Here is a 15239-nt window from a genome sequence, read left to right on the forward strand (position 1 = left end):
GTCTGCGCGGCGTGACCCGGCTCGTGTAGCGTGACGCGGTCATCGACGGAGATTCACGGGGGTTCCCTTGACCACGCCTCGTTCTGCCCTGTGCGCTGTCAGCGCCGCACTCCTCGCGGCCGGCCTCGCCGCCGCGCCCGCCGCTGCCGCTCCGGCCCAGCCGGCGCCCGACTCGGCGAAGCTCGCGGCCGGCACCGAGCAGCAGCCGCCGACCGACGGCCGCCGGGGCTACCTGGTTGGTCAGGGTGAGGACGTGCCCGCCCTGATCGGCGTCACCAACAAGGGGGACGCACCGGTCGACGGTCTGGTCGTGCATGTCCGGATCCTCAACGACCTGGACTTCACGAAGACGTACGAGAACTGCTGGTACGGCGTCGACAGCAACCAGGAGTCGGCCTGGTGCGAGTTCGACGTCGAGCTTGCCCCGGGCGCGAGCCTGGCGGCGCTGGGCGCCGGCATCTCCACCAAGCCGGACGCCCGCCCGGAGAACATCTCGTCGCTCATCCACTTCTGGCGCAGCAAGGAGTACGTCGACCGGCTCGGCGGCATCCAGAAGCTGGCCGACGACTGGGCCGGGCAGGGCACAAGTGCGGTCCGGGGCACCGGTGGCCCGCTGACGCTGGCCGCCCCGTCGGCACCGCTGGTCGGTCTGGAGCCGCCGAACCCGCTCGGCTTCGTCGGCGTCGTACTGAAGACCACCCCGACGCCGACCCCGACCGCTACGCCCACCGCGACCCCGACGGCCACGCCCACCGCTACGCCGACGGACGCCCCTCCGGCCAGCCCGGGCGCACCCGGCGACGATGACGGTCAGGGTGGCGGGTTGCCGGTTACCGGCACCCGGACCGGGACGGTGGCCGCGGTGGGTGGACTGCTGTTGCTCCTCGGCGGTGCCGCCTACCTGATCGCCCGTCGCCGCCGTACCCGCTTCGTGGCGTAGGCCCGCCGCCGTGGTGGCGGTGTCAGCCGGCGCGCAGGGCGTCGTCGACGCCGGTCTCCCGCTCGCCGAGATGCACCGGGTCGCGGCGGGAGAGCACGTCCAGCGCGGCCTTGAGACCGGCACCGTACTCCCGGGCGGAGCTGATCCGCCAGGTGCGGTGGCTCAGCTCCCGGGCGGTCTCGTCGCCGACGCCGTTGGCGTCGATGCCGAGGTGCCGGCAGACCGTGACGGCGCGGGCCAGATGGAACTGCTGGGTCACCACCGTCGCCCGCTCCACCCCGAAGATCCGCTTCGCCCGGGCGCACGAGTCGTACGTGTCGAAGCCGGCGTGATCGAGCACCACCTTGTCGGCCGGCACACCCTGCTCGACCAGCCAGCGCTGCATCGCCTCAGGCTCGTTGTAGTCGTGGCGCATGTTGTCGCCGGAGACCAGGATCGCCCGCACCTTGCCGGTGACGTACAGCTCGCGAGCGATCTCCAGCCGGGCGGCGAGGAACGGTGCCGGCGTGCCGTCGGGCTGGACCCGGGTACCCAGCACCAGGGCGACCGGTGCCTCGGGCACCGTCGCGACCGGATAGGTGCGCCCCTGTGCGCCGGAGCGGATCCAACTCGCGCTCGCCCACACGCCGGCCGTCAGCAGCGCCACACCGAACGCTCCGGCGAGCGCCGCCCGGCGTAGCCAACGCCCACGGCCTCGGTCCCGGATCTGTCGAAGTCTGGCCGTCAGTGACGCACGGATCGGCATGCAGGCCAGTATCCCAGCCCGGCGCGAGCCGTTCAGTGAGCGCTGTGGCGCGGGTACGACGGCCGGACCGTCGCACCCGCGCGGTGGATCACCCGAGCCGGTACACGGAGATGTGTGCGGTGCTGTCCGGGCCGGAGGGTGACCGGTCCCAGTCGGCGTACCGCTCGGTGAGCCGGAGACCGGCCTGCTCCGCCAGCTCGTCGATCTGCTCGGGCCACAGGTAACGCATCGCGAACGGGTGCAGGTGCACCCCGGCGGAGTGGAACGTGATGGTCTGCCGGAGGAACGTCTGCGCCTCCCGGTCGTACCGGTGCAGGCGGATGGTGGCCGAGTCCTCGGTCACCTCCCGTATCTGGACCTGTTCGTCGCGGTCGAAGTCCGCCGGGTCGGGCACGAACGTCTCGATGACGAACGCGCCGCCAGGCGCGAGCACGCGGGCCACGTTCCGGAAGCAGTCCGCCTGGCGCCGGGCGCGTACCAGGTTGAACAGGGTGTTGAAGACCAGGTACGCCATGGTGTACGGGCCGGTCACCGGCACGTCCGCCATGTCGCCGATGGCCACCGGGATGTCGCCACCACCGGGCTTGGCCCGCATCTTCGCGACCATTTCCGGCGACGCCTCGACCCCCTCCACGGCGATCCCGCGCTCGGCCAGGGGAAGGGCGACCCGACCGGTGCCGATGGCCAGTTCCAGCGCCGGGCCGTCGCCGGCCAGTTCGGCGAGGAACTCCACCGCCGGTGCCGGGTCGGGTAGGCCGCCCGGCAGGTCATAGGTGTCGGCCCAGAGCCGGCCGAAGTGTCCCGGGTCGTCGAAGACCGACATCAGCGGCCTCCGTCGTTGCTACCGGCGCCGCACGGCGCCTTGTCCGATGATTCCCACGTACGCACGAAGCCTCGATTCGATGGGGTTGACGATGCCTGTTCGCTGCCTGGGCGTCGTGCTGTGCCTCATGTCGTCGCTCCCTTCGTTCGGTTGGTTCGTGAGTCAATCGGCATCGATGGCCGGCGGCAACTGAAATTCACCGGGATGCTGATCCGCTGCGCGGCCCGGGAAGTCGGTCAGCTGATGTAGTGCAGGATCACGTTGTGGACGTGGTGGCTTTTCTGGTCGCCCCGGAACTCCACCTCGTAGGTGTGCGTACCGACGTGGATGGCGATCGCGCCGGTGGAGAAGAACGAGCCACCCCAGGACTTGTTGCTGACCACGCTCACGCTGGTGATCTTCGAGTACGGGATGCTGGTGATCGCGTACTTCTTGCCGACGAACGAGCGGTCCTGGATGATGACGCGCCGGTCGGTCAGCCCGATGAACCCGGTGCCGGTGCCGACGGCGTCGTAGACGGCGATGATCTGTTCACCGTCGAGCAGGCCGCTCTGGATCTGCTGGAACTGTTCCTTGCGGTCATAGGTCGCGTTGGCCATGACGCCCACCTTAGGCAGCGTCCGCCAGCGAACGCACCGTCAGCTCTCGGTGACCGCGCGGTAGGCGTCCTCGATGCGGGCGGCCAGCAGGACCTCGCCCTCGGAGAGGGGCTCGTTGCCGTGCCCGACCCGGATCTGGGTGTGATCGGCGCGCCGGCTGATCTCCGGGCGCAGATGCAGTGCGTCGGCGACCACCTTCACCCGCTCGGTGAGCGCCGCGTGTTGCGTGTCGTCGATGACGAGAGTCCGTCGGATCTGCTCACCCTCGCGCGTCCAACCGGACAGTAGGGTGAGGGCGTCGCTGAGGTAGTCGTGCTTCGTCCGACCGCCGAACAGCGCACGCATCACCGCTCCTCCCAGGCTTCGTTGCCGGCTTGTGGCCAAATCGTCGCCGCCCCGTGTCTTTGTCGGTGCTCCTAGTCTTACGTCGCACGGAGGGTGTGTCCACGCCCACACTTCCGGGTATTCCTGGCCTGACGGACGACCAAGCTACCCAAACCGCCGATTGATCTGGCACTCTGGACGGCCGTGCGGACCGAACGGGCGAACGGCGGCGGAAACGCTGTACGGCGCGATCCGAAGGTGATCGTCGGAGCGGCCATCATCAGGGACGGACGGGTGCTGGCCTGCGCCAGATCCGCCCCGCCCGAGGTGGCGGGCATGTGGGAGTTCCCCGGCGGCAAGGTGGAGCCGGGTGAGACCGAGCCGGCGGCGCTGGCCCGCGAGTGCGTCGAGGAACTGGCCGTACGCGTGGAGATCGGTGCGCGGATCGGCCGTGACGTCCGGATGGCGCACGGCCGCTCGGTCCTCAAGGTGTACGCCGCCCGCCTCCTGCACGACGACGAGCCCCAGCCCCTCGAACACTCCGCCCTACGCTGGCTCTCCGCCACCGACCTGGACACCGTCACCTGGCTCCCCGCCGACGCCCCCATAGTCGCCGCCCTCCGCCCCCTCCTCTCCCCCTCCTGACCCCCCGCCCCCCGCCCCCGACCGTCCCGCGTTGATCATGAGGTTAGCGGCAGTTGTCGATCTCCACGATGCCGCTAACCTCATGATCAACGGTGGCGGGAGGTGGCGAGGGCTTGGCGGACGATCCAGGGGATGTAGGCGGGGTCGAGGGTGTCCTGCCAGGTGAAGCGGAGGATCGTCCAACCGGCGTTGGCTAGACGGTTCTGGCGGCGGCGATCGGCGAAGACCGCGTCCGGAAGGCGGTGCGGTCCTTCGCCGTCGGCCTCCGCGATCACTTTGGGGGCGCGCCAGCCGAGGTCGCCTATGCCGAGCAGGTGTCCGTCGTCGTCGCGTATCTCCAGCTGTAACGCGTCGGGTGGCACCCGACCGTCGACGCAGCGCAATCTGGCGCGGGTCTCCAGCGGGGACTGGGCCCGCCCATCCGCCTCCGTGAGGTAACCGCGGGCCGCGATCGCACCCCGCCGGCGCCTGATCCGCTGCGCGATCGACGTCAGGTCGTCTGTGACCAGCAGCCCTCGGTTCAACGCTGAGTCCAGCACCGAGACGGCCGGGTACCGCCCCGCACGCAGGATCACGTCGCCGACTGTGGTGATGGCGTCGGTTGCGGGCAGCCCATCCAGGCTGACCAGGGACGTTGTCGGGTGTTCCAGTTGGTGCAGCACGATGTCTGGTTGCCCGACCCGCGCCCGCTTGGCGGCCGCCCCTGGCAGGCCGACGTGGATCTCGTCGGACCTGGGCAGGCCGGCAATGCCGTGTAGTTCAGCAGCGGTGCCGTGGACCGCGTAGGCAGCCGGACCCAGCGACAAGAGTGCGGCCCGGACCTGTTGACGCCGGGACGGCTTGACCGCCCAGGCCGGCTGCGGGAGATAGATAGCCCGAGCCGGCGACTGCCATCGCCCGGAGGTGACCAGGTTGTCGACCTCGTGCCGGGTGTAGCCGTACCTCAGCGCCTGCTCTCGGCGCACGAGCCCGTCCTGCTGGGCCCCAGCCCGCCGAATCCACCCCTTACGATCCACCCCTCAAGGCTGGCGAACCTCCCCGCCCCACCGCAGTCCCTGTGGATAGCCCTGATGATCATGAGGTTAGCGGCATCGTGGAGATCGATTACTGCCGCTAACCTCATGATCAACGCGGGTGGGCGTGCGGGTGAAGGTTAGTGGTTGGGTTTGTCCTGGTCGGGGTGGGCGAAGTTCAGGTGCTCGGGGGGGAGCGGGAAGGTGACGTCGTCGCCGAAGGGCGACGGAGCCGCCGCGCGGTCGAAGGTTAGCTCCGTGAGGGGGAGCTTGCCGCTGGCGTCGACCGCCGGGGCGGTCGGGTGGGGCACCTCGCGGTGCCAGTTGACGCCCTGCTGGGCCTGCACCTCGGCCTGGGCGTCGTGGGAGCCGCCGGCGTGTGAGTGCACACCGCCGCCCGCGGCGCTGGAGCGCACCGCGCCCGGGGAGTGTCCGCTGGTCACGCTGGTCTGAGGCACCTGACCCCTCCGGAAGATCTTGCTACCGAGCCACACGAGTGGATCGTACCTGCGGTCGACGACCCGTTCCTTCATGGGGATGATCCCGTTGTCGGTGATCTTGATGTGCTCGGGGCAGACCTCGGTGCAGCACTTGGTGATGTTGCAAAAACCCAGACCCTGCTCGGTCTGCGCGTAGTCCTTGCGGTCGGTCCTGGTGTCCAGCGGGTGCATGTCCAGCTCCGCGGCGCGGATGAAGTACCGCGGTCCGGAGAACGCCTGCTTGTTCTCGTCGTGGTCCCGGATCACGTGGCAGACGTTCTGGCACAGGAAGCACTCGATGCACTTGCGGAACTCCTGCGAGCGCTCCACGTCGACCTGCTGCATCCGGTAGTCGCCGGGAGCCAGATCGGCCGGGGGAGCGAAGGCGGGCGTCTCCCGCGCCTTCTCGTAGTTGAACGACACGTCGGTGACTAGGTCGCGGATGACCGGAAACGTCCGCAGCGGGGTCACCGTGATCGTCTCGTTCTCCTCGAACGTCGACATCCGGGTCATGCAGCCGAGCTTGGGCATCCCGTTGATCTCCATGGAGCAGGAGCCGCACTTGCCGGCCTTGCAGTTCCACCGGCAGGCCAGGTCGGGCGCGTCAGTGGCCTGCAACCGGTGGATCACGTCGAGGACCACCTCGCCCTCGTTGACCTCGACCGTGTAGTCCCGCAGGTCGCCGCCGTCGGCGTCACCCCGCCAGATCCGGAACTGGCGCTTGGCGCCCGGCTTGCCGGGCGTTCCAGACGTTTGGGTGCCCATTCCTCAGCGCTCCTTCTCGGCGTCTGCGTCGGTGGCCGCGTCAGCGGCAGCGGCATCGGCGGCGACGAGGGCGTCGAACTCGGTGAGCTCCTCGTCGGTGAGGTACTTGGCCAGCTCGGCGCGGTCGAACAGGCCGATCAGTTCGGAGCGCATCTTCGGCAGCGGCTTGCGCTCCAGCCGGACGGTGTCGCCCACCAGCGAGCAGACCAGGTTGACCCGCCGCCACTGCGGATCCATGGTGGGGAAGTCCTCGCGGGTGTGTCCGCCGCGCGACTCGCGACGCTCCAGCGCCGCCTTCGCGGTGCACTCCGAGACGACAAGCATGTTGCGCAGGTCCAGCGCCAGATGCCAGCCCGGGTTGTACCGCCGACCGCCGGAGGCGCTGACCTTCGCCACCCGCTCGCGCAGCTCCGCCAGGCGGACCAGCGCGTCCGCCAACTCGGCCTCCCGCCGGATGATGCCGACCAGATCCCCCATCACCGCTTGGAGGTCCTGCTGGAGGGTGTACGGGTTCTCGCCGGTGTCCCGCTGCAACGGTGCCAGGGCCGTCTCCACCGCGGTCTCCACCGCGGCCACCGCCACCCGGGGCCGGCCGGTGAGCTGGTCGACGTAGGTGGCCGCGTGGCCGCCCGCCCGCTTACCGAAGACCAGCAGGTCGGACAGGGAGTTGCCGCCCAGCCGGTTGGAGCCGTGCATGCCGCCGGAGACCTCCCCGGCGGCGAACAACCCGCGCACCGCGCCGTACGCGGCGCCGCTGTCCGGGTCGACCTCCACGCCGCCCATCACGTAGTGACAGGTCGGGCCGACCTCCATCGGCTCCTTGGTGATGTCGACGTCGGCCAGCCCCTTGAACTGGTGGTGCATCGACGGCAGGCGACGACGGATCTCCTCGGCCGGCAGCCGGGAGGCGATGTCCAGGTAGACGCCGCCGGCCGGCGTACCCCGACCGGCCTTGACCTCGCTGTTGATCGCCCGGGCGACCTCGTCGCGGGGCAGCAGCTCCGGCGGACGCCGGTTGTTGTCCGGGTCGTCGTACCAGCGGTCCGCCTCCTCGGGCGTCTCCGCGTACTGCTTGCGGAAGACGTCGGGGACGTAGTCGAACATGAACCGCTTGCCCTCGGAGTTCTTCAGGATGCCACCGTCGCCGCGAACCGACTCGGTGACCAGGATGCCCTTCACCGACGGCGGCCAGACCATGCCGGTCGGGTGGAACTGGAGGAACTCCATGTTGATCAGAGCCGCCCCGGCCCGCAGCGCCAACGCGTGACCGTCCCCGGTGTACTCCCAGGAGTTGGAGGTGACCTTGTAGGACCGGCCGACGCCACCGGTGGCGAGCACCACGGCGGGTGCCTCGAAGAGGACGAACTCGCCGGACTCGCGGTAGTAGCCGAAGGCGCCGGCGACCCGGTCGCCGTCGAGCAGCAGTTCGGTGATGGTGGTCTCGGAGAAGACCTTGATCCGCGCGTCGTACGAACCGTGGTCGCGCTTGTCCTCCTGCTGCAACGAGACGATCTTCTGCTGGAGGGTGCGGATCAGCTCGAGACCGGTCCGGTCGCCGACGTGGGCCAGCCGGGGGTACTCGTGGCCGCCGAAGTTGCGCTGCGAGATCCTGCCGTCCTTGGTGCGGTCGAACAGCGCACCGTAGGTCTCCAGTTCCCAGATCCGCTGCGGCGACTCCTTGGCGTGCAGCTCCGCCATCCGGAAGTTGTTGAGGAACTTGCCGCCGCGCATGGTGTCCCGGAAGTGCACCTGCCAGCTGTCCCGGCTGTTCACGTTGCCCATGGCCGCGGCGGCGCCGCCCTCGGCCATCACCGTGTGCGCCTTGCCGAACAGCGACTTCGAGATGATGGCGGTCTTCTTGCCGGCCAGCCGCGCCTCGATCGCCGCGCGCAGGCCGGCGCCGCCGGCCCCGATCACGACGACGTCGTAGTGGTGTCGTTCGATGCGAGTGGTAGTGGTCGTCATGTCAGGGGCCCTCAGTTGATGAACCGCAGGTCGGAGATCCACTCAGCGGAGACGGCCATGACGTAGAAGTCGGTCAGGGCCAGCGTGCCGAGTGTGATCCAGGCGAGCTGCATGTGCCGGACGTTCAGCCAGGAGACGTAGCCCCAGGCCCGGTAGCGGACGGGATGCTTGGAGAAGGTCTTCAGTCGCCCGCCGATGATGTGCCGGCAGGAGTGGCAGGAGATCGTGTACGCCCAGAGCATGACCACGTTGCCGAGCAGGATCAGGTTGCCCAACCCGAAACCGAAGCCCTCGGGGCTGTGGAAGGCCAGGATCGCGTCCCAGGTGTTGATCAGCGAGATGATCGCGGCGAAGTAGAAGAAGTACCGGTGCGAGTTCTGCACGATCAGCGGGAACCGGGTCTCACCGCCGTAGGAGGCGTGACCGTCGGGCACCGCGCAGGCCGGCGGCGACAGCCAGAACGACCGGTAGTACGCCTTGCGGTAGTAGTAGCAGGTCAGCCGGAACAGCAGCAGGAACGGCAGGGTGAACGCGGCGTCCGGGATGATCCACCAGCCGGGCAGGTACTGCCCGAAGTGGGAAGCCTCCGGCAGGCACCGGTCCGTCACGCACGGCGAGTAGAACGGGGTCAGGTAGTGGTAGTCCTCGACCCAGTACCACTTGTGCATGAAGACCCGGACCGTTGCGTACGCTACCCACGCACTGAGCCCGATGACCGTGATCAGCGGGGCAAACCACCAACGGTCCGTCCGCAACGTCTTCGCCGCGATGGCGGCGCGTGCGCGCACACCCCGCGGTTTCGTTGCCGATGATGTCATTCGCGTCGTCTCCCTGACGGGGCCCTGTCACGGGCGGCGGAACACTTACGGGCGGCACGCGGACCCGGGCGAACCCGCACCCGCCTGTCGCGTCATGCGCGCACCAACGACCGCGCCGGCGTACCGGAGCAGCTAAGTGACACACGTTACGCCGATCTAGGCGGGCCGTCCGCGCAAGGCAGTGTCCCGTGTGTCCCGCACTTTGGAAAGCCTCTCGTCAAGATCGATATGCGAGCGTGCGGAAAAGATCGACAAACGGTCAGCCGGACGCCCCGCCGGTGAAGTTCCACGAGGCCAGCCGCAACGACGGCGCCTCCCACCAGACACCGTCCGTCCGGTCCGGCAGGCGTACCGCGCGCCGGCCCAACTCCAGCACCGCACCGGGCGCGAGCGCCCTGGGGTACGACTCGGTGAAGCGCAGATCGCGGACCGCCCGAGTCACCCGACCGTCCTCGACCAGCCACAGCCCGTTGCGGGTCAGGCCGGTGACGACCAGGCTCAACGGATCCAGGACCCGGGTGTACCAGAGGTCGCTGACCAGCAGGCCGCGTTCCATCCGGGAGACCAGGGCGGCGGTGTCCGGATCCCCGATCGCGCCCGTCGTCACGTCGTCCGCTGCCGGGCCACGGGTCGCCGCCCGGGAAACACCCGTCGGGTCGGCGGTGCCGGTCGTGCCGGCGGGAGCGAGGCGCAGGTTGCGGGGGATCGGGCCGAAGGTGGCACCGCCGGCCCAGGCGTGCCCGGTCGAGGCGACCCCCAGCTCGGTGGCGCTGCGCCGGTCGTGGGTGACGGCCCTGGTGGTGCCCGCGTCCACCAGGGTCAGTGCCCCGGTCGGCGTGCCCTCCAGGTCGAACGGCAGCCCCGAGGCCGCCAACGGATCGTCGACCAGGGTCACCGCGCGATCGAACTGGACCGTGCCGGGGACGGCGAAGGACTGATGTTCGGCGTACCTTCGGCCGTTGAAGCCGTACCAGGCCAGATTCTGTAGCAGGTCCGCGACGGCTGCCGGCTCCAACACCACCGGGTAGCGCCCGGGAGGCAGCTCGACCGGGTCGGCCGCCGCCCGGGCCTTCGCCGCGGCCCGCCGCCCCAGGCCGGCACCGTCGAGATCGGCGACCCGGTCGACGTGCTGTCGGGCGGTGCCGTCCGCACCGCCGGCCCGGGCGATTCCGTCCATCGCCGCCTCGGCCGCCTGCCCCTGGGTCGAGTGACCGGCAGAGTTGGCGAAGGCCGTGAACCGGTGACCCGTGCGGCAGTAGCCGGCGGTCACCAACCCGGCCGCCGCGTCCACGAACGCCTGGACCAGGGCGGCCCGCTGGTCCGGCCCGGCGTGGGCGGTCGCCGGATCCCATTCCGGCGCGGGCGCCACCGGTGTCGCGGGGGTGAGTCCCGGCCAGGCCGGATCCGGTGGGGTGAACCGGGCCGCCGTCAGCACCCGCTCCACCAACGCGCGCAGCCCGTCGGCGGTGACCACGTTCCCGCTGCCGGCGGCGGTACGCCCGGCCAGGTGGACCCGCAGCCGAACGTCCACGGCGGACGCGACCACGTTCTGGTGGATCGCCGAGTTGGCGAACCGGGTCAACGCCGACTCGGCCCGGGTCACCGTCACCTCCGCCTGCGCGGCCGGCCCGGCCAGCCGGGTGACCAGATCCACCACCCGGCCGGCGATGTCCAACTCGTCGTCACCGGCTCGCACCGGCACGCCACTCACGCCGTCTCCTCGGGGTCGGCGACACCGTCCGGCGTCACCACCGCGCATCGACGGGTCGTCCGTCGGCGATCGGTCATGCGCGTACCCCCACCCGGACGTTGCGGAAGCGGGCAGGTGCCGACGGGTGTCCGGTGTGCCCGACCTGGCCGGGCTGGCCCTTGCCGCAGTTCGGGGTGCCCCAGGGGACCGTCTCCGACGAGAGCATGTCCATCGAGCGCCAGAACAGCGGTCCGATGCCGGTGTAGGTCGGGTTACGCACCATCCGCCCACGCCGGCCGTTGCGGATCTCCCAGCCGATCTCGCAGCCGAACTGGAAGTTCAGCCGTTTGTCGTCGATGGACCAGGACCGGTTGACGTCCATCAGCACCCCGTTGTCGGTGGCGGCGACGATCTCCTCCAGGGTGTGCGGACCGGGCTCCAGGCCCACGTTCGTCATCCGCACCATCGGCAGCCGCGCCCATCCGTCGGCGCGCACGCTGCCGCCGTGGTCCAGGCCCGCGACGGCCGCCGAGTCCCGGCCCGCCAGCACACCCACCCAACGACCGTCCCGTACCGCGTCGCGCTTGACCGCCGGTGAGCCCTCGTCGTCGTAGCCGAAACTGCCCAGCGCGCCGGGAATGGTCGGGTCGATGGTGATGGTCATCAGCTCGGAGCCGTAGCGCAGCGAGCCGAGCTGCGCGAGGTCCAGCCACGAGGTGCCGGCGAAGGCCGCCTCCCAGCCGAGGATCCGGTCCAGCTCGATGGCGTGCCCGACCGACTCGTGGATCTGCAGGGCCAACTGCTCGCCACCGAGGATCAGGTCGGTCTCGCCGGTGGGGCAGAGCGGCGCGGTCAGCAGCGCCCGGGACTCCTCGGCGATCCGCGCCGCGTGCGCGCCCAACTCCAGCGAGTCGACGAGTTCCCAGCCGGTGGTGCCGTACTGACCGCGGTAGCTCGGCCAGGATCGGCGTTGGGTCTCGTCGGCACCGACGGAGGTGGCCGAGATGCCGCCGCCGCACTCACGGATGCGCTGGTCGATGCGGTGCCCCTCGCTGGAGACGAACCACTTGGCGGTGTCCCAGATCTGGTAGAGCCCCTCGGCGAGGTCGGCGCCGTGCTCGGCCATGGTGCGGGTCGCCGCCACCAGCAGGTCACCCTTGACGGCGAGGGAGACGTCGAGCGGATCGACCGCACAGGGTGCGGACCAACTCGCCGTGGTCGGGGTGACCGCGACGAGGTCGACGGGCGGGCCCGGGACCAGCGCACTGGCCGCCGCGGTCCGCGCGGCCCGGTGGCCGGCGTCGCGCGCGGCCCGGTCCGACAGTTCCGGTACGGCGTGGAAGCCCCAGCTCGAACCGACAAGCGCGCGTACGCCCAGACCGACGCTCTCGTCCTGGGTCAGCGACTCGACGTCGCCGTTGCGGGCGGTCATCGACTCGTAGCGCCGGTGCATCACCCGGACGTCGGCGTAGCGGGCGCCCGCGTCGAGCGCCGCCTGCACGGCCACCTCGGCCGCCCCGAACTCGCTCATGGCCCGACCCTAGGCCAGCCGACCGACAACCGTCAGGGAAGCAGGTCCTCAGGACGGATGGTCACCTTGACCGGTTCGTTGAGCACCAGAACCTGGCCCGGCTCGGTGGCACTCTCCACCACGTAGTGCCTGCCGCGTTTGCGGTAGAGGTGGAGGGCGCCGCTGGCCTGCTCGATGAGCAGGTACCACTCGATGCCTGCCGCGGCGTAGTAGTGCATCTTCAGCACCTTGTCGGTGGCCGCGTTGCTCGGCGAGATGATCTCGCAGACGAGGTGGACGTCGGCTGCCTCGACGTTGGGGGCGTCGAAATCGATCGGGCCGGTGATGACCAGGTCGGGGATGGGGATGCGACCGGGCCGAAGCCGCACGTTCACCCCCTCCAGTACGTGCAGGCCGGCCTCTTTGGCCGGACCACGTAGTGTCGCGCGCAGTTCACCGGAGATGTTCTGGTGGCGTGGGGTGGGGGCTGGGGTCACGTGCAGGCTCCCGTCGAAGAGTTCGACGCGCTGGGAGGTCTCGCCGAGGGCGAGGTACTCCTCCTCGGTCCACGGGCCCTCGTGGTCGAACACCGCCACGGTCATGGTCACCTCCGCTCGTCTCGCCGGGATCCTGCCTGCCGGGTCGTCTCCATCGTCGCACCCTTCGTGCGAGTGGCACGGCGCCGAACCGTAGCTGCGGCTCACGTCCCGAGGTGGGTGCGGAGGAAGTCGAGTTCAAGGTGGAGGAGACGTTCGGCGAGGCCGCCGGCGGCCATGTGGGTGGCGCCGGTCAGCGGCAGCACCGAGTGCGGCCGGCCGGTGGCCAGCAACGCCGCCGACAGCCGTAGCGTGTGCGCCGCCACCACGTTGTCGTCGACCATGCCGTGCACCAGCAGCAGCGGGCGGGCCTGCGCCGGGTCGGTGACCGGCTCGGCGGCCAGCTCCACGAGTGAGTGGTGCGCGTAGACGTCCTCCCCGTCGGCGGGCAGACCCAGGTACCGCTCGGTGTACGCGGTGTCGTACAGCGCCCAGTCGGTGACCGGCGCGCCGGCGATGCCGCACCGGAACAGCTCCGGATGCCGCAGCACCGCCAGGCCGGCCAGCCAGCCTCCGAACGACCAGCCACGCACCGCGACCCGGTCCAGGTCGAGATCCGGGTGCTTGCCGGCGAGCGCGGTGAGCGCCTCCACCTGGTCGAGCAGGATCACGTCGGCGACCCGTCGGTGGATGGCCTTCTCGTACGACGGTGCGATGCCCGGCGTACCCCGGTTGTCGGTGACCACCACCGCGAAACCGGCGTCGGCCCACCACTGCCGCTCCAGCCAGGCCGAGCGTGCGGCCACCACCTCCTGATGCCCCGGACCGCCGTAGACGTCGAGCAGGACCGGCAGCCGACGGCCGGTGACGTGGTTGTCCGGATAGAGCACCGCCGCGGGGAGCCGCCGGTCGGTCACCCGTTCCAGCAGCGGCAGCGGGGAGTAGCTGGGCGTGGCGGCCAGCGACCGCAGCGTGCCCACCTCCCGATCGCCCTGGAACACCGTCCACCGCACGCCCGCGTGGTCCAGTGAGGCGCTGCCGATGACCAGCACGCCACCACCGACCGCGCCGACGTGCCAGCCGGCGTCGCTGGTCAGCCGGCGGGCGTCCACTCCGCCGCCGATGCTGGTGCGGACCCGGAACAGGTGCTGTTCGCTCGGTTCGCCGTCGCTCGCCTCGACCAGCAGGTCCGCCGGGCCGCCGCCGCCGGCCAGCCGGCCGACCACCCGGCGCACGTACAGCGAGGGCGGGGTGAGCAGCGTGCCGTCGGCGAACAGGCAGCGCGCGTCGTACCCGTCGTGGGCCAGTTCGCCACCGACCAGCACCCGCCCGTCGGGCAGGTGCGCGGGGGTGCCCGGGACCGGCTCGACCCAGCGTGGGTCGGCCAGCTCGGCGTGCACCTGGGTCTCCCCGGTACGCGGGTCGACCGCGAGCACCAGCCCGTGCTGCTGGGCGCGGCGCAGCACAGTGATCAGCGGGGCGCCCTCGCCCCAGTGCACCGCGGTCAGGTACGGATAGGTCTCCCGGTCCCAGTGCACGTCGACCCAGCCGCCGTCGAGGTCGAGCAGGTGCAGGCTGACCTCGGCGTTCGGGCCACCCGCCACCGGGTACGCGACGCTTGTCGGCGGGCTGCCGGGCTGCGCCGGATCGTGCAGGTGCCAACGGGGCAGCCGGGTTTCGTCGACCCGGGCGGCGAGCACCGACCGACCGTCGGGAGCCCACCAGTAGCCGCGGTGCCGCCCGAACTCCTCCGCCGCGATGTGCTCGGCCAGCCCCCAGAGCACGCCGGAGTCCTCGCCGGCCAGGATGGTGTCGGCGCCGTCGCTGTCGATCACCCGTAGCTCGCCGCGGCGGACTCCCTCGGCGGCGTCGGTCACGTAGGCCAGCCGCTGTCCGCTCGGGTCCGGCCGGGGGTCGAGCACCGGCCCGACGGTGGGCACCTCGATCACGTCGCCGTGCACCAGGTCGGCCCGGAAGAGCCGACCGGCCAGCGCGAACACCGCCACCCGACCGGCGGCGTCGAGGGCGTACGAGCCGATGCCGGAGGCACTCAACCGCAGCCGCTCCCGCCGGGCCCGTTCCCCCGGGCTCAACGCGTCCGGGTCGACGTCGGTGCCGAGCAGGGCGCCCGGATCGGCGACCAGCCGTTCCGTGCCGGTTGCCACGTCCAGCAGCCAGAGCGCGTCGGCCGGATCCTCCGGCCCGGCCGAGCGTAGGAAGACCACCCGGGCACCGTCTTCGGCTACGGACACGGCACGCGGCGCCCCGTGGCTGAACCTGCGGGTGCGGGCGGCCAGCTCGGGAAAGTCCACAGGCCAGATCGTAGGCTGGTACCGAGCGCGATGTGAGCGACCTGCGCGGACGCGTCTGGGCCGGTGGGCGAGAAC

14 protein-coding genes are annotated in these 15239 nt (G+C 70.8%); 2 read left to right on the forward strand and 12 right to left on the reverse strand.

The features are described 5' to 3' along the window. Window positions 1-67: 67 nt before the first annotated feature. Window positions 68-940 (forward strand): LPXTG cell wall anchor domain-containing protein, encoded by an 873-nt coding sequence (locus O3597_RS01480; protein WP_281603065.1) that lies wholly within the window; start codon window positions 68-70, stop codon window positions 938-940. A gap of 22 nt (window positions 941-962) precedes the next feature. Here the strand turns inward: O3597_RS01480 and O3597_RS01485 are convergent, their stop codons facing one another. The 4 genes from O3597_RS01485 to O3597_RS01500 form a co-directional block, all read right to left on the reverse strand. Further along, entirely contained in the window at window positions 963-1694 is a 732-nt protein-coding gene (locus O3597_RS01485; protein ID WP_281604442.1) for an ElyC/SanA/YdcF family protein, read from the reverse strand. A 79-nt stretch (window positions 1695-1773) separates the two neighbouring features. Next, window positions 1774-2508, reverse strand: a complete 735-nt coding sequence (locus O3597_RS01490) for a class I SAM-dependent methyltransferase (protein WP_164447773.1) — start codon at window positions 2506-2508, stop codon at window positions 1774-1776. Between the two features lie 236 nt (window positions 2509-2744). Beyond that, the gene (locus O3597_RS01495) at window positions 2745-3107 is read right to left on the reverse strand and encodes a PH domain-containing protein (protein ID WP_093405480.1); all 363 of its coding nucleotides are present in this window, start codon (window positions 3105-3107) and stop codon (window positions 2745-2747) included. 39 nt (window positions 3108-3146) lie between these two features. Beyond that, window positions 3147-3452: a 4a-hydroxytetrahydrobiopterin dehydratase gene (locus O3597_RS01500; protein WP_164447772.1), complete on the reverse strand. Its 306-nt coding sequence runs from the start codon at window positions 3450-3452 to the stop codon at window positions 3147-3149. 183 nt (window positions 3453-3635) lie between these two features. Between O3597_RS01500 and O3597_RS01505 the strand changes: the two genes are divergently transcribed. Then, window positions 3636-4076 (forward strand): (deoxy)nucleoside triphosphate pyrophosphohydrolase, encoded by a 441-nt coding sequence (locus O3597_RS01505; protein WP_281603066.1) that lies wholly within the window; start codon window positions 3636-3638, stop codon window positions 4074-4076. Between the two features lie 86 nt (window positions 4077-4162). Here O3597_RS01505 and O3597_RS01510 read toward each other — a convergent pair whose 3' ends face one another. The 8 genes from O3597_RS01510 to O3597_RS01545 all read right to left on the reverse strand — a co-directional run bounded on the left by O3597_RS01510 (window position 4163) and on the right by O3597_RS01545 (window position 15164). Continuing rightward, a complete protein-coding gene (locus O3597_RS01510) occupies window positions 4163-5041 on the reverse strand; it encodes a hypothetical protein (protein ID WP_281603067.1) in 879 nt (292 codons plus the stop codon). 188 nt (window positions 5042-5229) lie between these two features. Then, window positions 5230-6333, reverse strand: a complete 1104-nt coding sequence (locus O3597_RS01515; protein WP_164447770.1) for a succinate dehydrogenase/fumarate reductase iron-sulfur subunit — start codon at window positions 6331-6333, stop codon at window positions 5230-5232. 3 nt (window positions 6334-6336) lie between these two features. Continuing rightward, window positions 6337-8298, reverse strand: coding sequence for a fumarate reductase/succinate dehydrogenase flavoprotein subunit (locus O3597_RS01520; RefSeq protein ID WP_281603068.1), 1962 nt, complete (start codon window positions 8296-8298; stop codon window positions 6337-6339). An 11-nt stretch (window positions 8299-8309) separates the two neighbouring features. Further along, window positions 8310-9116, reverse strand: a complete 807-nt coding sequence (locus tag O3597_RS01525; RefSeq protein ID WP_164447768.1) for a hypothetical protein — start codon at window positions 9114-9116, stop codon at window positions 8310-8312. 259 nt (window positions 9117-9375) lie between these two features. Then, complete coding sequence (locus tag O3597_RS01530; protein ID WP_281604443.1) at window positions 9376-10818, reverse strand: metallopeptidase TldD-related protein; 1443 nt, start codon at window positions 10816-10818, stop codon at window positions 9376-9378. Window positions 10819-10900: 82 nt separating this feature from the next. Continuing rightward, entirely contained in the window at window positions 10901-12337 is a 1437-nt protein-coding gene (locus O3597_RS01535; protein WP_281603069.1) for a TldD/PmbA family protein, read from the reverse strand. Window positions 12338-12369: 32 nt separating this feature from the next. Further along, complete coding sequence (locus O3597_RS01540; RefSeq protein WP_164447932.1) at window positions 12370-12918, reverse strand: Uma2 family endonuclease; 549 nt, start codon at window positions 12916-12918, stop codon at window positions 12370-12372. A 98-nt stretch (window positions 12919-13016) separates the two neighbouring features. After that, window positions 13017-15164 (reverse strand): prolyl oligopeptidase family serine peptidase, encoded by a 2148-nt coding sequence (locus tag O3597_RS01545; RefSeq protein WP_164447766.1) that lies wholly within the window; start codon window positions 15162-15164, stop codon window positions 13017-13019. Window positions 15165-15239: the final 75 nt, after the last annotated feature.

It is taken from the genome of Verrucosispora sp. WMMA2044, assembly GCF_027497155.1.
GTDB lineage: Bacteria > Actinomycetota > Actinomycetes > Mycobacteriales > Micromonosporaceae > Micromonospora > Micromonospora palythoicola.